Source organism: Halobacteriovorax marinus SJ, from assembly GCF_000210915.2.
Lineage (GTDB): Bacteria > Bdellovibrionota > Bacteriovoracia > Bacteriovoracales > Bacteriovoracaceae > Halobacteriovorax > Halobacteriovorax marinus.
Window position 1 is genome coordinate 1 of record NC_016620.1, and the last position, 16,859, is coordinate 16,859.

15 protein-coding genes are annotated in these 16,859 nt (G+C 34.3%); 13 read left to right on the forward strand and 2 right to left on the reverse strand.

What is annotated here, in order from left to right; all coding sequences use genetic code 11:
- The 10 genes from dnaA to BMS_RS00050 form a co-directional block, all read left to right on the forward strand.
- Window positions 1–1,587 (forward strand): chromosomal replication initiator protein DnaA (gene dnaA, locus BMS_RS16510; RefSeq protein WP_052590536.1); only part of this gene is annotated, 1,587 nt, incomplete at its 5' end.
- Between the two features lie 650 nt (window positions 1,588–2,237).
- The gene (dnaN, locus tag BMS_RS00010; RefSeq protein ID WP_014242733.1) at window positions 2,238–3,353 is read left to right on the forward strand and encodes a DNA polymerase III subunit beta; all 1,116 of its coding nucleotides are present in this window, start codon (window positions 2,238–2,240) and stop codon (window positions 3,351–3,353) included.
- Window positions 3,353–4,465 carry a DNA replication/repair protein RecF gene (gene recF / locus BMS_RS00015; protein ID WP_014242734.1) on the forward strand — a complete coding sequence of 371 codons (1,113 nt, stop codon included), beginning with the start codon at window positions 3,353–3,355 and terminating at the stop codon, window positions 4,463–4,465. Before dnaN ends, recF begins: the two co-directional genes overlap by 1 nt.
- A 32-nt stretch (window positions 4,466–4,497) precedes the next feature.
- Window positions 4,498–6,951: a DNA topoisomerase (ATP-hydrolyzing) subunit B gene (gyrB, locus tag BMS_RS00020; RefSeq protein ID WP_014242735.1), complete on the forward strand. Its 2,454-nt coding sequence runs from the start codon at window positions 4,498–4,500 to the stop codon at window positions 6,949–6,951.
- 9 nt (window positions 6,952–6,960) lie between these two features.
- On the forward strand, window positions 6,961–9,459 hold the full coding sequence (gyrA, locus tag BMS_RS00025; RefSeq protein WP_014242736.1) for a DNA gyrase subunit A: 2,499 nt from the start codon (window positions 6,961–6,963) through the stop codon (window positions 9,457–9,459).
- Complete coding sequence (locus tag BMS_RS00030) at window positions 9,437–10,237, forward strand: tetratricopeptide repeat protein (protein ID WP_014242737.1); 801 nt, start codon at window positions 9,437–9,439, stop codon at window positions 10,235–10,237. The genes gyrA and BMS_RS00030 overlap by 23 nt, the downstream gene beginning before the upstream one ends.
- On the forward strand, window positions 10,237–10,440 hold the full coding sequence (locus tag BMS_RS00035) for a hypothetical protein (protein WP_014242738.1): 204 nt from the start codon (window positions 10,237–10,239) through the stop codon (window positions 10,438–10,440). The genes BMS_RS00030 and BMS_RS00035 overlap by 1 nt, the downstream gene beginning before the upstream one ends.
- On the forward strand, window positions 10,412–10,786 hold the full coding sequence (locus tag BMS_RS00040; protein ID WP_014242739.1) for a hypothetical protein: 375 nt from the start codon (window positions 10,412–10,414) through the stop codon (window positions 10,784–10,786). Before BMS_RS00035 ends, BMS_RS00040 begins: the two co-directional genes overlap by 29 nt.
- Before the next feature lie 2 nt (window positions 10,787–10,788).
- A complete protein-coding gene (gene atpB / locus BMS_RS00045; RefSeq protein WP_014242740.1) occupies window positions 10,789–11,580 on the forward strand; it encodes a F0F1 ATP synthase subunit A in 792 nt (263 codons plus the stop codon).
- Between the two features lie 61 nt (window positions 11,581–11,641).
- Complete coding sequence (locus tag BMS_RS00050; protein WP_014242741.1) at window positions 11,642–11,941, forward strand: ATP synthase F0 subunit C; 300 nt, start codon at window positions 11,642–11,644, stop codon at window positions 11,939–11,941.
- A gap of 58 nt (window positions 11,942–11,999) precedes the next feature.
- On the opposite strand, the gene BMS_RS00055 is transcribed toward BMS_RS00050, so the two are convergent.
- Window positions 12,000–13,226, reverse strand: a complete 1,227-nt coding sequence (locus tag BMS_RS00055; RefSeq protein WP_157868203.1) for a twitch domain-containing radical SAM protein — start codon at window positions 13,224–13,226, stop codon at window positions 12,000–12,002.
- An 81-nt stretch (window positions 13,227–13,307) separates the two neighbouring features.
- Window positions 13,308–13,676 (reverse strand): hypothetical protein, encoded by a 369-nt coding sequence (locus BMS_RS00060; RefSeq protein WP_014242743.1) that lies wholly within the window; start codon window positions 13,674–13,676, stop codon window positions 13,308–13,310.
- A gap of 203 nt (window positions 13,677–13,879) precedes the next feature.
- Here BMS_RS00060 and ribD point away from each other — a divergent pair, with 203 nt between their 5' ends.
- Genes ribD through BMS_RS00075 form a run of 3 tightly spaced genes read left to right on the forward strand, consistent with a single transcriptional unit; the run spans window position 13,880 to window position 16,857 of the window.
- On the forward strand, window positions 13,880–15,016 hold the full coding sequence (gene ribD, locus BMS_RS00065; RefSeq protein ID WP_014242744.1) for a bifunctional diaminohydroxyphosphoribosylaminopyrimidine deaminase/5-amino-6-(5-phosphoribosylamino)uracil reductase RibD: 1,137 nt from the start codon (window positions 13,880–13,882) through the stop codon (window positions 15,014–15,016).
- Window positions 15,001–15,657, forward strand: a complete 657-nt coding sequence (locus BMS_RS00070) for a riboflavin synthase (RefSeq protein ID WP_014242745.1) — start codon at window positions 15,001–15,003, stop codon at window positions 15,655–15,657. Before ribD ends, BMS_RS00070 begins: the two co-directional genes overlap by 16 nt.
- Window positions 15,658–16,857, forward strand: a complete 1,200-nt coding sequence (locus BMS_RS00075; RefSeq protein WP_014242746.1) for a bifunctional 3,4-dihydroxy-2-butanone-4-phosphate synthase/GTP cyclohydrolase II — start codon at window positions 15,658–15,660, stop codon at window positions 16,855–16,857. It abuts the gene before it with no gap.
- Window positions 16,858–16,859 lie beyond the last annotated feature (2 nt).

Below are 16,859 nucleotides of genomic sequence, written 5' to 3' on the forward strand. Positions count from 1 at the left end.
ATGAGCCAAGAGTTCCCATTTGAGCATTTTCTTAAGTCTAGCAATACACAAAACTCCGCCGATGTTTTCAATGAAAACAAAAGCTTAAAAGAGCTTAAATTCCTAAAAGAAGATATTAAAGAAGAATATACACAAGATCCTATTAATGAAATTTTCTCAGCAGAAGAGTTTCAAACAATCGAATCTACTTTCTTAAGTACACTTGAGAGCAAGATAAGTCCTCAAAAATACAACGCGTATTTCACAGGAGTCTTCAAACTCACAAATATTACAATGGACTCAATTGTCTTTAACGTTAGCAATCAACTAATAAAGACAATGATTGAGAAACATTGCTTAAATGAAGTTAAAGCAACTATCAGAGAAGTTCTTGGAAAAGAATATGAGGTTATCATTAATATTGTTAACCAAAACACTGAAGAAGCTCCAGCTCCAAGCGAGGCAATACTTAACGAAAAGCCTAAATCAGCTGGGGAAGCTACATTTACACTAGATCTTTCTCCAACAACTAATGACAAACTTTCAAAAGTTGAAAGCCAGTACATTCAGCATATGAGTGATCCTGGAATGAATATTGATCCAACAAAGACATTTGATAACTTCATTGTTGGTCCATCAAATAATCTTGCCCATGCTACAGCAGTGGCCATCTCTAGAACTCCTGGAGACCAAGGTAAGTACCCTTCTCTTTATATACATTCAAACTCAGGGCTAGGTAAAACACACCTCCTCTATGCTGTTGCCAATGGGATCAAAGAGAATTTTCCTCAGTACGTTGTTTACTTAACAACAGCTAGAGATTTCATGAAAGAGTATATCGAGTCTGTTAAATCTAAGACTGTTGATGCTTTTCAAGAGAAGTTCACAAAGAAAATTGATGTTCTAATGATTGATGATATTCATGAGTTAAAAGGAAAGAAAGGAACACAGGACGAACTCTTTCACGTTTTCAACGGTCTTTATACTAATGGAAAACAGCTTATCTTCACATCTGATAAGTCACCTGAAGAGATCGATGGTATTGAAGAGAGAATCAAAACTAGACTTCAGTGGGGTCTTGTTATCGATATTCAAAAGCCAGACTTTGAAACAAGAATTGCAATCTTAAAAAGAAAGGCCTACGAATTAGACCTATACCTACAAGATGATATCCTAACACTCATTGCAAACTCTATTAAAACCAATATTAGAGAGCTTGAAGGATCACTTGTTAAGCTCTGTGCCTACGCTGACGTAATGAACGTTGAAGTGGACACAGAAATGGTTAAAGACATTCTTGGACTTAGCAGTAGTGATGTAGAAAGAAAAATTACATTAGATATTGTGGCCAAAGCAACTTCACAACATTTTAAAATTCCTGTTCCAGATCTTAAGTCTAAAGCAAGAACAAAAGATATTGTGAATGCTAGATTTGTAGCAATGTACTTATCAAGAAAGATAGTAAACGCTACACAAGAAGAAATTGGCCGGTTCTATGGGGGCAGAGACCACAGCTCTGTAGTACATGCTGAGAGAACCATCAAAGAAAAAATGAATAACGATATCGCACTCTCAAGAGATATTGTTACAATCGAAAACACTCTTTAATTAATACAAAGAAATTTTAAAAAAGTTAGGCTCAATTTATTGGGCCTTTTTTTTACTTATTAACTTATTCACATGTGAGTAGTCATTTATTCACGTTGAAATATGAGTAAATGACTATTCAAAAAAAAGTTATCAACGGCCCAGTTATGGATAACTCATCAATCTATTCATAACTCACGGCCCAATTAAAGAATTCACAATTTACTCACAGAGGGTGTGAACAAATAAATATAATAAAAACAGTATCTTAATTAAGTTTTTAAGACTTACTCACAAGTGAATAAATTGTGAGTAAAAAGAGGGAAAAATAGAGAATTAACAAAGAGCAAAATTCATAATGCAAAATGTTGTGAATAAGGCCGTGGATTAAATGGTAGGAAACTTTAAAATTATGAATAAAAAAATAATATACGAAACAGCTAAGATCTATACACAAAGTTTTCCATAGTTGCTCATAAGTTAGAATTCGTTGAAATACCGATGAATATTGATTAAATTGAAGTTATAAACTTATCCACAGCGTATATATAATATATATTAATTAAATATAAATATATAAATAGAAGAGATAAAAAAAGAAATTAAAAAGTACGTTGATTTAGTAATCTGATAAGGATAAATATTTCTAGTCAAAAATATAGGGAAAGAAAATGAAAATAAGACTTCACACAGAAGATTTAAAATCAGCTCTTAATAAAGTTCTATCAGTTGTAGATAAAAGAAATTCAAGACCGATACTAACTTACACGTTAATTGAAACAGCAAATGATCAATTAAATATTTCAGCAACAGACTTAGAAGTTTCTTCGAAAGTAGTTATCAAAGCACAAGTGGATAACCCAGGTAAGTTTTGTGTAAATGCAAAGAATATATTTGATATTTTAAAAGAACTACCAGGTACTGAAATTGAACTTTCTCTAGACGATCAATCAAATACTTTAAAATTAAATTGTGGAGATATTCACTACTCACTTTTAATTTACAAAGCAGATGACTTTCCTCACCTAGTTTTCAACCAAGATGTTAATAAGTTCAAATTATCTAGTGAGCAATTAGCAAATATAATTAATAAAACTTCTTATGCAGTTTTAAATGATGAAACAAGATTATACTTAAATGGAATTTATCTCCAAGAGATTGATTCAAAGCTTAGAGCTGTTGCTACTGATGGACATAGACTTTCACTATTAGAAACAGATCTCTCAGAGAATAATAACGAAACATTAATTAATGGGATTATTATTCCAAGAAAAGGTATCTTCGAAATAAAGAAAATTTCAGAAACTTATCCAGATAGTGAAATTGAATTATCTGTTGACGATACTTTCCTCTACGTTAATGCGAAGAACGAATACTTTCTTTCTGTTAGATTAATTGCTAGAGAATATCCAAAGTATCAAGCTGTAATTCCTAATAAAACAACTTACACGATGACGACTGATAGAAATTCTTTCTTTGATGCAATTAGAAGAATTAAAATTATGTCGAATGAAAAATCGAATGGTGTTCGTTTAAAGCTCTCTGATCAGACAATGACTTTAACAGCTAACCATCCATCTCTAGGTGATGCGATGGAAACAATGCCTGTAGATTATAACGGGAAAGAAATGGAAATTGGATTTAATGCAAAGTACTTAATTGATACTTTACATTCATTCGACGAGGGAGAAATTTCTCTTGAGTTAAATAATGAACTTAGTCCAATAATCATCAAATCAAATTCACTTCCTAATTATTTAGGAATTATTATGCCTCTTAAGCTTTAATGCAAAGTTTTAAAATTTCTAAGCTGCAAGTTACAAACTTTAGAAACTTGCAGCCAGACATTATAGAATTCAATAGTGGTATCAATTGTATTCTTGGTGAAAACGGAAATGGTAAAACAAATATCTTAGAAGCTCTCCATGTACTGAGCACAAGAAAATCTTTTCGTAAAAATACAGCTTTTCCACAATTTCTAGGGATAGACTGTGAACAACCAGAAATTATATTTTCATCAGTCTTCTTGGATGAACATTCAAATAAAATGAGTCTCTCAGCAAAAATGGATGCGAAGACTACTCATTGGTTTGTAGATGGACAACCAATGAAAAGAAAATTGGATATAAAATTAGTTTTTATAAATCCTTTTGATTCCTATGCATTCCATAATACTTCTAGTTTTAGAAGACAGTGGATGGATCAGCATATTTCTCAGATTGATTCAAACTATAAGAAATGCCTCTCAAGGTATAACTCTTCGCTTCGCTTTAGAAATTCTCTATTGAGCAAGAAACCAGCGAAGTATTTAGAACAAATCCGTGCAATTGATTTAGAGTTGGCCAGATATAGCTGTATCTTAACAAATACGAGACTTAAATTTTTGAGTGAGATAGAGAGCTTCTGTACACAAACTTTTAAAGAAATTTTCAGCGAAGAACATTTATTGAAAATCACACTTGATTCAAGAGTTATTGGAGCGAGTGAAGATGACATCTATCAAATGCTTCAAGAGCGTCTTCCAAAAGACGAAATTGTAGGTCATACAACATACTGCGTTCACAAAGATGACTATGTGCTTCTTTTTGACGGTTTAAATTCTTTTGAATATTGCTCTTTAGGTCAGCAAAAAATGAGCTATTTGAGCCTCTTATTTGCCTATATCGAGCTGTTTAGGTATAACTTTAACTCCTTCCCTATGGTCTTAATTGACGACGTCTCTGGTGAGCTAGATAAGAACCGGTGGCAGAAATTAATTAATTACTTAGAAAGGAGCTCGTTCCAAGTTTTAATAACAACAGCGAACGAAAAATTTAAAGAAGAATTAGAGACTATTCACGGTGCTAATAAAATTTATGTCCAAGCAGGTTCTATCACGAACATGCCTAATTCAAGATGAATTAGATTTTAAATGGATTTATAGGAGTATCTTTGGAAACTGAAAACACATCAATTTCTAAGGTCGGCGAAAAGTATGATGCTGACCAAATTAAAGTTCTAGAAGGTCTAGAGGCCGTTAGAAAAAGACCAGGTATGTATATTGGTGATACGGCCGTAAGAGGTTTACACCACTGTGTATATGAAATCGTAGATAACGCTGTCGATGAAGCATTAGCTGGTTACTGTACAGAGATTAAAATTATTATTCACGTAGATAACTCAGTGACTGTTGTTGATAACGGTCGTGGTATTCCTACAGATATGCACCCTACTGAAGGATGTTCAGCAGCTGAGCTGGTTTATACAAAACTTCACGCAGGTGGAAAATTCAATGAAGATGGTGGTGCTTATAAAGTATCAGGTGGTCTTCATGGTGTTGGTGCTGCAGTTGTTAATGCCCTTTCTAAATGGGTAAAAATGGAAATTAAAAAGCATGGAAAACTTCATGCTGTAAAATTTGAACGTGGAGAAGCTGTTGCACCTCTAGCTGTTATCGGAGATCTAGAAGATCCAAAAATTACTGGAACAGCTGTAACGTTTAAACCTGATAATGAAATCTTTGAAGTTCACGAATTTAATTACGATACATTAGCAAATAGATTTAGAGAGATGGCCTTTTTAAATAAAGGTTTAAATATTTCTTTAAAAGATGAGCGTTCTGACAAGAAAGATGTTTTCTGTTACGAAGGTGGTATTGCTGAATTCGTAACTTATTTAAACAGAGCTAAGACTGCTGTTCATAAGAAAGTGATCGCTTTCTCTCAAGCAAGAGAAGACTATGAAGTTGAAGTGGCCATGCAGTGGACTGATTCATACTCTGAAGTACTATCAGGTTATGCGAACGCTATTTGTACACCAGGTGGTGGTACGCATATCTCAGGATTTAAAACTGCTATTACAAGAGTTTTAAATGCCTATGCCAAAGACAATAATCTACTAAAAGGATTAAAATCAAATCTTACTGGTGATGATATGAGAGAAGGTTTAACGGCCATTATCTCAATTAAATTGCCAGAGCTTCAATTTGAAGGTCAAACAAAAGATAAGCTTGGTAACTCTGAGGTTGAAGGAATTGTAAACTCTCTTGTTGGAGAGCAATTAAAGCAATACCTAGAAGAAAATCCAAGTTTGGCAAAAACAATTATCAAGAAATCAGTCGATGCTGCTGCGGCTAGAGAAGCTGCGAGAAAAGCTCGTGAATTAACGAGAAGAAAATCAGCTCTCGTTGTATCAGGACTTCCTGGAAAAATGGCTGATTGCCAAGAAAAAGATCCTGCTCGTTCAGAAATTTATATTGTGGAAGGGGACTCGGCCGGTGGTTCTGCCAAACAAGGTCGAGACAGAAAGACACAAGCGGTTCTTCCACTTAAAGGGAAAATCTTAAACGTTGAAAAAGCGCGCTATGATAAAATGCTTGCTAACAACGAAATTAAAATGATTGTTCAAGCAATGGGAACAGGTGTTGGAAAAGAGCAATTTGATATTAAGAAATTAAGATATCACAAGATTGTTATTATGACCGATGCCGACGTCGACGGTTCTCACATTAGAACACTTATCCTTACCCTACTCTACAGACAATTTCCTGAGCTTGTAGAAAATGGATATGTCTATATCGCCCAACCACCACTCTTTAAATATAAGAAAGGTAAGGCCGAAAGATATTTAAAGGATGAGAAAGAGTTAGAAGCATTTTTAACTACAAACTCTCTACAAGATACAGTTATCAAAGCTGACGGAAAAGATTTATCAACAGATGAAGCTAGAGTTCTTGTGAATAAGTATAGAAATTATACGAGAACTGTTGAAAGTTATGACATTCACTTTGATTCGTTACTTCTAAGACAAATCATTGAGAGATCACATATCACAGCTGATATTCTAAAAGATAAAGTAGCACTTCAAGCTGAGTTAGATAAGTTAACAGCTTATTTTAAAGAGCAAGAAGTAAACACGCTAAAGACGTATACATTCTCAATCACAGAAGATCTTGCACATCAGTCGAACCAAATTAACATTAATGTTCGTACTACTGGTAGAACTAAGAAGTTTAAACTTAATACTTACTTCTTAGAATCTCCTGATTATGCAGATCTCTTAAATGGATATGATGGAATGAAGTCATATGTTAATGCAAAGTTCTCTATTGATAGAGAGAAAGCAGGTGTTAAAGAGTTTGATTCACTAAATGAGTTTGCAGAACATATTATTGTTGATGGTAAACAAGGTGCTTATATCCAACGTTATAAGGGACTGGGAGAAATGAACCCAGAGCAGCTTTGGGAAACAACAATGAATCCAGATAATAGAACTCTTTTACAAGTTCGCATTGAAGATACAATTGAAGCGGATCAAGTTTTCTCTGTTCTAATGGGAGATAACGTAGAGCCAAGAAGACAATTTGTTGAAGAAAATGCATTGAACGTAAGAAACTTAGACGTATAAGGAATTAGTATGTCAGATGAAAATAATACTCCAGAAAATGGTGAAATAAATCACGGAAATATTGCACCAATAGCAATTCAAGAAGAGATGAAGAATTGTTATCTCGATTACGCTATGTCAGTAATTATTGGCCGTGCACTTCCTGATGTTAGAGATGGATTGAAGCCTGTTCATAGAAGAGCACTTTATGCCATGTACTCTTTAAATAATTATCACAATAAACCATTTCTAAAATCTGCCCGTGTTGTTGGTGATGTTATCGGTAAGTATCACCCACATGGTGACTCTGCTGTTTACAACACTCTTGTTCGTATGGCACAGGACTTCTCAATGAGATATGTCCTGGTTGATGGTCAAGGGAACTTCGGTTCAATTGATGGTGATGCAGCTGCAGCCATGAGGTATACAGAGATTAGAATGAAGAAGCTCTCTGAAGAGATGCTAAGAGATTTAGATAAAGACACAGTTGATTGGCAACCGAACTATGATGACTCTTTAAAAGAGCCAAAAGTTCTTCCTACTAAAGTACCTAACCTACTTGTGAATGGGTCTTCAGGTATTGCTGTTGGTATGGCCACAAATATTCCTCCACATAACTTAACAGAAATTATGTCGGCGCTTACTGAGTTAATCGACAATAGAGACATGACTGTTAATGAACTAATGAAGCATATTCCTGGTCCAGACTTCCCTACTGCAGGTTCTATTCATGGAACAGAAGGAATTAAGTCTGCTTACCATACAGGTAGAGGAATTATTCAAATTAGAGCTAAGGTTGATATCGAAGTTTACGGTAAGCAAGAAAGAGAAAGAATTGTTATTACTGAACTTCCATACCAAGTTAATAAAGCAAAATTAATAGAGAAAATTGCTGACTTAGTTAATAACAAAGACATCGAAGGTATTTCAGATATTAGAGATGAATCTTCAAGAGAAGGTATTAGAGTTGTTATTGATTTAAAGAAAGGTGAAATAGCATCTGTAATTGTAAATAGATTGTATAAGGCAACTCAATTACAAGTTTCATTTGGTATTATATTCTTATCAATTTCTAATGGAAGTCCAAAGGTAATGAACCTCAAGGAAATGCTTGAGTGCTTTATTGACCACAGAAGAGAAGTTGTTATTAGAAGAACTGTTTTCGAATTAAAGAAAGCAAAAGAAAGAGCACATATTTTAGAAGGTCTAAAAGTTGCTGTTGAGAATATTGATGAAGTTGTAGAGATCGTTAAGAAGTCAGAAGGTCCTGCAGATGCTAAGGCAAAACTTATTTCAAGATTCTCTTTAAGTGAAATCCAATCTCAAGCAATTCTTGATATGAGACTTCAGAGACTTACTGGTCTTGAAAGAGATAAAATTATTGCTGACTACGAAGCGATAATGAAAGAGATTGCTCGCTTAGAAGAAATTCTAGGATCAGAAGATCTTATTAGAGGAATTATCAAAACGGAATTCCAAGAGATTAATGAAAACTATGGTGACGAAAGAAGAACAGCTATTGTAGCTAAGGCCGATGAAATTCAAATCGAAGACTTAGTTAAGAATGAAGATGTACTCGTTACGATAACTCATAAGGGTTATATTAAGAGAATGACTATGGATACTTATCGCACTCAGAAAAGAGGTGGTAAAGGTGTTAAAGGTGCTTCAAATGCTGATGAGGATTTCTTTACAGATATTTTCACGGCGAATACGCACTCAACAATTCTCTTCTTTACGAATAGAGGATCTGTATTCTCTAAGAAAGTTTACAATATTCCTGAAGGGACAAGAACTGCCAAAGGTAGAAATATTGCTAACCTTATTCCAGTTCCTCCAGGGGATAAAATTAAAGAGATCATGTGTATTCCACCAGAAGATGAAAGAGAAGGTAAATACCTCATGTTCGCTACTGAGAAGGGTCTCGTAAAGAAATCGGCACTAACTGATTATAATAATATTAAGCAGTCTGGTCTAAGAGCTATTAAAGTTCAAGATGGAGACTCTGTATGTAGTGTTAGAGTTAGTGATGGAACTAAAGACGTACTTCTTTGTTCTACATCAGGTAAGATTATTAGATTTGATGAAAGCGATGCACGTCCAATGGGAAGAGTTTCTCAAGGTGTAAAAGGTATCAATATTGATGATGATGAAAGAATCATTGGTATGGAATTAATTGATGATAGTGTTGAGATCTTATCAATTACAGAAAATGGATATGGTAAGAGAACGGCAGCTAGTCAATATCGTAAGCAAACTCGTGGTGGTAAAGGTATTCTTGCCATGAGACTTACAGATAAGAACGGTGAAATTAAGCAGATTAAGCCAGTATCTGATAAAGATGACTTGATGGTTATTACCGATAAAGGTCAAGTTGTAAGAACTAAGATATCTGGTATCTCACTAATGGGTCGTGCGACTCAAGGTGTACGTATCATTAAGCTAAAAGAGGGAGAATCAGTTGTCTCAGTTGAGAAAATTGTTGATCCTGATGATGATGGTATCGATGATTCAACTTCAGAAGAATAAAATTTTGGCGCTGGTTTTTATCAGCGCCTTTTTTATTTCATGTGATTTTACACCTAGGCTTCATAAGAAAATTCTTGGTGCTCAAGAGTATATTCGTCTGCAGCAATATAGAAAGGCCATCTCACAATATGAATTAATCTTAAAAGATAATCCTCCTAACGATATTAAAGTGAAAATCTTTTATCAATTGGGAGAGCTTTACTCAATCAATTTGGGTGAAAATAAAAAAGCGATTAAGTACTATAGAGAAATTAAAAAAGTTACTGACTCCCCTCTTTGGCTAGTTAAATCAGAGGAGAGAATTGGTGATATTTCATTTAATTTTACGAAAGATTATATTCAAAGTGAAAAAAGCTATAAGCTTCTAGTAGACTTTACTCCCAGATTAGAAAGATTTGATTTCTATCAATTTAGATTGGCGCAAAATTATTTAAAGGCAAACGAGTATCATAAAGCCTATATTGAATTCTTGAAAATACAGTCGTCAACAAATCATAAATTCTATGTTCAATCGTTTTATCAAATTGGGCTTCTCAATTTTCAAAAAAAGAATTGGAAAGAAGCTGTAGATTCATGGAAGGAATATCTAAAAAGGGAAACAAATAAAGAAAATCTTGTTCAGACAAAATTTCTAATGGCCAACGCTTATGAAACAATGGAAGAGCTTAAGAAGGCCTATAACCTCTATTATTCAATTCTTGGTGAGTACCCTAATACTGAAGTTTTACAAAATAGATTAAATTCTATTTTTCACAGAAGAGTTTCTAGGAAGAGATAGTGTTAGATAAGAAGTGGTTACAGGTCACAGGATTAGCATTAAGTTTTCCATCAACAATATTAGTTGCTGCCTATGTGATGAAGCTATTAGTAGAGAAAGAAATCCTTAGCAAAACTACAGGCGTGTTGATTTTTCTGGCCATCATCTTCAATACAATATACTTGATGGTCTACTATGCTTTTAAAAACAAGAATAAATCATAAGAAATTCTTTTTGATTTCGTTGCCAACTACGGCTGCTTTCCTCCTCTTTGCAAGAGGCTGGAATGATATTATCGGAATTTTAGTAGTTTATGTTGCGACTGTGTTGCATCTCGCCATGTTAGCAGAAGCAGTTTTTGAACTCGTTAAGAGCCAAGTTACAGACGGTCATATTCAAAATGTGAAAGATAAAATAATGTATTTATTTGCAGGAAAATTAACGATTCTCATTTTAAGCCTACTAATTAGTCGACAGATTATGGGAAATAGGATAATTATACCTGTGATAAATTACGTAATTCAGATATTTATATTAACTTTTAGTATCAGAACTAAAGGTCGAGAGTAAACATGAGAAATATTTTAGCGCTATTAACACTACTTACTTCTTCAAATGCACTTGCTGCAGGTGGATTTACTTGGATCGGAGCTGCTCAGCAGGCTCTTCATGTAGATTTTCCAGGTCACGTTGTGACTTTTATTTTAATTGGGCTTCTACTTGCTGTTGCAGGTGTAATCTACAGAATGAAGTTATCTTCAATTTCAAATCCAGTTATCCCTGACAAAGGTTTTACTTTTAGAAACCTTGTTGAGGCCTATGGAAAGTTCATCTATGCACAATGTAATGCTGTATTAGGTGAAAAAGATGCTCCAGTTTATTTTAAGTTTGTTGCAACGACATTTATTTTAATCTTTGCTTCAAACCTTATTGGTCTTATTCCAGGTTTCCTACCACCAACTGAATACTTATCAACTACTCTTGCATTAGGTTGTTTTTCATTTATTTACTTCAATGCAAAAGGTTGTAAGGAACTAGGAACAATTAATTACTTAAAGCACTTTGCTGGTCCACTTTGGTATATGGCAATTTTAATTTTTCCAATTGAAATTCTTTCTACTTGTATCCGTCCAGTATCATTAGCACTACGTCTTAATGGTAACATGATGGGTGACCACAAAGTTTTAACTACATTCTTAAACCTTGAAGTTATGGGATTTAATATTGCATGGGTATTTGGTGCAATTCCATTCTATCTCTTAGGTTTACTAGTATGCTTTATTCAAGCTTACGTATTTACAATGTTATCAATGGTTTATATTAGTTTAGCGACTGCTCACCACGATCATGCTGAGCACCACTAAGAGAATATAGGCTTATAATTTTATCCTCGGTAGAGAGATGCCGAGTTTTTTGGAGTTAAAAATGAGAAATATCGTTTTAGGTTTCGCAGTAGTAGTACCTCTTTTATTCACTTGGAAAGCATTTGGTGCAGAAGGTGGAATGGACACTCAATCTGTTAAGTACTTAGCTTACTTCTTCGCAATGGCAATTGCTGCTTTTGGTGGTACAGCTGCTCAGTCTAACGCTGCTTCTGTAGCTCTTGAAGGGATCGCAAGAAACCCATCTGCTGCTGACAAGATTCAAACACCAATGATTCTTGCTCTAGCTCTTATGGAATCACTTGTTATCTTTACACTAATCTCAGTTTTCCTAGTAGGATAATTAAGATTATTAAGAACAAGATCTTAATGGGCCGCTCTTTGAGTGGCCTTTTTTTATTTTAGAATATTAATTCTGGAAAAACTTCTCTCCAATTACTTCCCCTAAGTTGATCAATCTTGTCACAGTGTTCACGGAAGGCCCTTAAGTTGTCTTGACCTTCATGTGATGTTTCCAAAAACTGTAGGAGCTCTTTGAATTGCTTAGATAATTGTATAGCTGAAGCCATGTCGTAGTTTTGAAATAACTCTTTAGTAAATTGAATTATATTTTCTCTAATCTCTCGCTTAGATTCATTTGGTAGAGTTTGAATATTGAAATACTCTGGTCCCTCTAAAATATTAAATATGATTTCATGACCTTGAATGTATTCCTTATCAAGCCAGTACTTTATAGATTCTATCAATGTGAAGACATTGAAAATAGAGATGGTTGGATAGAACCTTAACTTAACGTTTGAATGATCTTTTAAACGGACAATATTCCTCTCTAGCTTATCCCAGCTAGAACCGTAACGAATATAATCATTTCTCTCTTGGTGTGAATCTATGCTGGCATCAAGGATTACCTTATCGAAGAACTTCCATTTCTCTACAAGGTCAGTGCCTTTGACAGAAAGTTCAGTAAGGTTTGAATTATAAGTAATTGCGATATCACTTCTACCCTGCTCAATAAAGTAATCAAGAATAATATTGTGATAGGGGTCAATCAGCGGCTCACCACCTATTAAGTAAATGGCCTTAAGAGTATCGATATGATTTGAGAAGAAATCTAAACACTCTTCCTTAGATGAAAATGAATCTGTTCGAAGTAAATCTTCACCTTGGTATCCAAGTTTTCTTTGATCAGTAATCCAAGCTGTAGAACTATTGTGGTCACAGTATTGGCACTTTAGATTGCAAAGATTTGATAAACGAATGCTTACAAAGTTGAGATCAAATTTCTCAAGAGATCCGTCTGTCTTAGTTTGATGAATTAGTGGAATTTTATCTTTATTAGTAAAGTTAAACTTTTTTCTTAAGCTTGTTCCATTATATTTTTCAATTCTATAGCAATCGATACAATGTTTGGATTTTACATTGTTAAGCATATTTAATCTTAATTTCTTAAATTCTTCGCTATTCCAAATCTTGCTATAGGAAAGCTTCTTGAAATCGCCAAGTGGATAAGCAGATAAACTTCTAGAGCATGGATAGATATTTCCATTTTCACGAATTTCTAAATGAATCCAGGGAAGAATACAGAATGTATCGTTATTAGAAATTTGCTGATCATCAAGCTTACTCATAACGATATTATACGAGAGATAACTAAGTTGATGCAAATTAAATGATTAGGAGTAGAGTCGATGCTCTACTCCCCTATAGGATTATATCATTTCAATATCTTTTTCGATTTGCTCAAGCTTTGTGTAAATCATGTCTGAAGATCTTTTATATGTTAGAGCGTCAATATCTCTCTTAACCTCTTCAAGATCCCTTTCAACTTGATTTGCAATTACTGCAATTATTTTACCTTCAGTGTGAGAAATATCCATAGGAAGTGAACCAAGTGTTGATTCTAGCTTTCTAGTTAGCCTGTCAACTTCACCAGTTAAGTAATTAGTTTCAGCAGCGATAATTTTACCTGCCATATTCTCGTTATTAATCAGTGACTCTGATTCGTGTGGGCTTCTTGCAAAGTTATTTGAGCTAGCAAAAAGACTAAGTAAAAGAATGGCGCATTTTAAAGTTCTCATAATTTCTCCTCATAAATGAATATGGATTAATTATAGAATTAAACCATTTTGCTTTGTTCTCGCTTGAAAACATTACATAAGGTGTATAGAAGCTAGACAGTATGAAGATAAACTATGTTATTACGGGGGGTTAGGAAGGTTTGTATATGTGAAAAAAAGACATAACTATCTGAAAGATATAGAAAATATGCTATAAGGCACCCATGGATATTAAGATAGATGAGCAATATATAAGACGTTGTTTTGCGCTGGCGAAGAAGGCCACGGGAATGACATCGCCCAACCCATTGGTAGGTTCTGTAATTGTTCAGGATAATATTATCATTGGAGAGGGATATCATCAGAGATACGGTGAGCCTCATGCCGAACCAAATGCTATCAATAATGCTGTTGAGCCTGTTGAGGGAGCAACTCTTTATTGTAATCTAGAGCCATGTTGTCATACAAATAAACAGACACCTCCTTGTGTTAATAAAATAATAGAGAGCAAGATTAAAAGGGTTGTTATATCTAACCTAGACCCTAATCCTTATGTTGCAGGTAATGGTGTTAAAAAACTTAGAGAAGCAGGAATTGCTGTTAGTGTAGGAGTTCTTGAAGAAGAAGGTAGAGAGTTAAACGAAGTTTTTTTTAAATATATAACGACACAAAAGCCTTTTGTTCATATTAAGTTGGCCCAGACATTGGATGGGAAGATTGCAACGGACTCTGGGGATTCAAAATGGATTAGTAGTGAACTGGCCCGCGAGAGAGTTCATCAGTGGCGAAAGAAGTATGATGCCGTATTGATTGGACGAAATACTTTAGAGAATGATGACCCTACTCTTAATATAAGAATGGGAGTAGATGCTGAGGGTAAACATCCATTTCGAATAATCTTATGTTCAGTAGATAAGCTCTCTACTGAGTTTAAAGTCTTTAACGATTCAGCTAGTGCTAAAACTATAATCTTAACTTCTGCTAATTCATTAGATAAATGTTCTGAGGAAAAAATAGAATTCTTCGAAAACAAAGGTGTTCGTATTATCACTGTAGAGAAGAAAGAGGATTCTTTTGATTTAAATGATCTACTTCTAAAGCTCGGCGCTTTAAAAATATCTTCAATTCTTGTTGAAGGTGGTCAGAGTGTGATTACGGCATTTATTGACCAGGTGGAGTACGACAAATTGAGCTTATTTATTTGTCCTAAAATTATTGGGAATGGAATTTCCTACTATAAGAATGATAAGAAGCAAAAAATGAGTGAAGCAATCCAGTTAAATATTAGCGAGATTGAAAATTTCGATGGTCAAATTATTTATCATACATACTCTGGAGGACAAAAATGTTTACAGGGTTAGTAAAAGAAATTGGAATCGTAAAATCAATTAATAATAATACAGAGGGAATAGAATTATCTGTCTATTCAAAAAGCTTAATCGGTGAAATAGAGATAGATGATTCGGTATCAATTAATGGTGCCTGTCAAACTGCAATTAGAGTAAGTGAAGACCACTTTGTTGTTCAAACAGTTCATACAAGTCTTGAGAAAACAACTCTTGGAAAACTTAGAGTCGGAGAAGAAGTTAATCTAGAGTTAGCACTAAGAGCGAGCGACAGACTTGGAGGCCATATAGTTCAGGGTCATGTAAATGCGATGGCCGAAATTGTAGATATTCAAAATAAAGGAAAGAATTATCAATTGAGATCTAGAGTTTCTAGAGATCAGATGAAATATATTGTAAAAGAAGGTTCCGTGACGATTGACGGTATTTCTTTAACAGTCGCAGATGTAGATAGAGAGAGTAATACATTTACTGTTTCTATTATTCCTCATACATGGATGAACACTATTTTAAGAAATAGAAGAATAGGTTCAATTTTAAATATAGAAGTTGATATTTTGGGTAAGTATGTTGAAAACTTGCTTTTTTATCAGGGAAATCATACAACCACAAAGTCTCAAATGAGTGAAGAGTGGCTAAGGTCAAAAGGTTTTTAAATGTTTGATAGTATTGAAAGTGCCATTGAAGATATTAGATTAGGTAAAATAATTATCGTAATCGATGATGAAGATAGAGAGAATGAAGGCGACTTTATAATGGCCGCTGATAAGGTGACTCCAGAAGCAATTAATTTCATGGCCACATATGGTAGAGGTCTAATTTGTACTCCTATCACTCAAGATAGGGCCACTGAACTAGAATTAGATTTAATGGTTAGATCAAATGATTGTAACAACACGGCTTTCACTGTCTCAATTGATTTGAATAATGGTGGTACTGGAATATCATGCCTAGATCGATCTCTTACTACACTTGCTTTAACAAAGACTGAAACCAAGGCCAGTGACTTTGTTAGACCAGGACATATCTTTCCACTAATAGCTAAAGATGGTGGTGTTTTAGAGAGAAATGGTCACACAGAAGCAGCAGTTGACTTTGCTAAGCTTGCTGGTTGTCATCCATCTGGCGTTATTTGTGAGATTATGAATGAAGATGGGACGATGGCCCGTACTGAAGATCTCAAGGAAGTGGCAAGAAAGCATAATTTAAAATTTGTTACCATTAAAGATCTAGTTAACTATAGAAAGAAGAAAGATGCGAAAGTCGCTCGCATGACGAGTGAGATTCCTTTTCCAAATAAGTTTGGTAACTTCAAACTAAGAATGTATGAAGTTGAAGACACAGCGGAGCACCATATAGCAATCGTAAAAGGTGATATCTCAAAAGACTTACCTACTCTAGTGAGAATTCATTCAGAGTGTTTTACTGGTGATATTTTTGGATCTTTAAGATGTGATTGTGGAGAGCAGCTTGAAAACTCAATGCGTGAAATTGAGAAAGCGGGATCAGGTGTCGTTCTATATATGAGACAAGAAGGAAGAGGAATCGGACTTCCAAATAAAATTAAGGCCTATACTCTGCAAGATCAAGGTTTAGATACAGTAGATGCTAATAGGGCCCTTGGTTTTGGAGATGACTTAAGAACATATGATATTGCGATATCTATGCTCAAAGATATAGGAGTAAGTAAAGTTGCTCTTATGACTAATAATCCTCTTAAGGTTACTGCTCTTGAAGAAGCAGACTTTGAGATTGTTAATAGACACCCAGTAGAGATACTGGCCAATGATGTTAATATTAATTACTTAAGAACTAAGAAAAATAGAATGAATCATTTATTTGATTCAATAAATTAGGA

Coding starts and splice junctions, on each gene's coding strand:
- BMS_RS00050 (WP_014242741.1), top strand. CDS start 11,642: ATGAGAAATATCGTTTTAGGTTTCGCAGTAGTAGTACCTCTTTTATTC.
- BMS_RS00060 (WP_014242743.1), bottom strand. CDS start 13,676: ATGAGAACTTTAAAATGCGCCATTCTTTTACTTAGTCTTTTTGCTAGC.
- BMS_RS00070 (WP_014242745.1), top strand. CDS start 15,001: ATGTTTACAGGGTTAGTAAAAGAAATTGGAATCGTAAAATCAATTAAT.
- BMS_RS00030 (WP_014242737.1), top strand. CDS start 9,437: ATGATTCAACTTCAGAAGAATAAAATTTTGGCGCTGGTTTTTATCAGC.
- BMS_RS00075 (WP_014242746.1), top strand. CDS start 15,658: ATGTTTGATAGTATTGAAAGTGCCATTGAAGATATTAGATTAGGTAAA.
- BMS_RS00055 (WP_157868203.1), bottom strand. CDS start 13,226: ATGAGTAAGCTTGATGATCAGCAAATTTCTAATAACGATACATTCTGT.
- BMS_RS00040 (WP_014242739.1), top strand. CDS start 10,412: ATGCTTTTAAAAACAAGAATAAATCATAAGAAATTCTTTTTGATTTCG.
- atpB (WP_014242740.1), top strand. CDS start 10,789: ATGAGAAATATTTTAGCGCTATTAACACTACTTACTTCTTCAAATGCA.
- ribD (WP_014242744.1), top strand. CDS start 13,880: ATGGATATTAAGATAGATGAGCAATATATAAGACGTTGTTTTGCGCTG.
- gyrA (WP_014242736.1), top strand. CDS start 6,961: ATGTCAGATGAAAATAATACTCCAGAAAATGGTGAAATAAATCACGGA.
- recF (WP_014242734.1), top strand. CDS start 3,353: ATGCAAAGTTTTAAAATTTCTAAGCTGCAAGTTACAAACTTTAGAAAC.
- dnaN (WP_014242733.1), top strand. CDS start 2,238: ATGAAAATAAGACTTCACACAGAAGATTTAAAATCAGCTCTTAATAAA.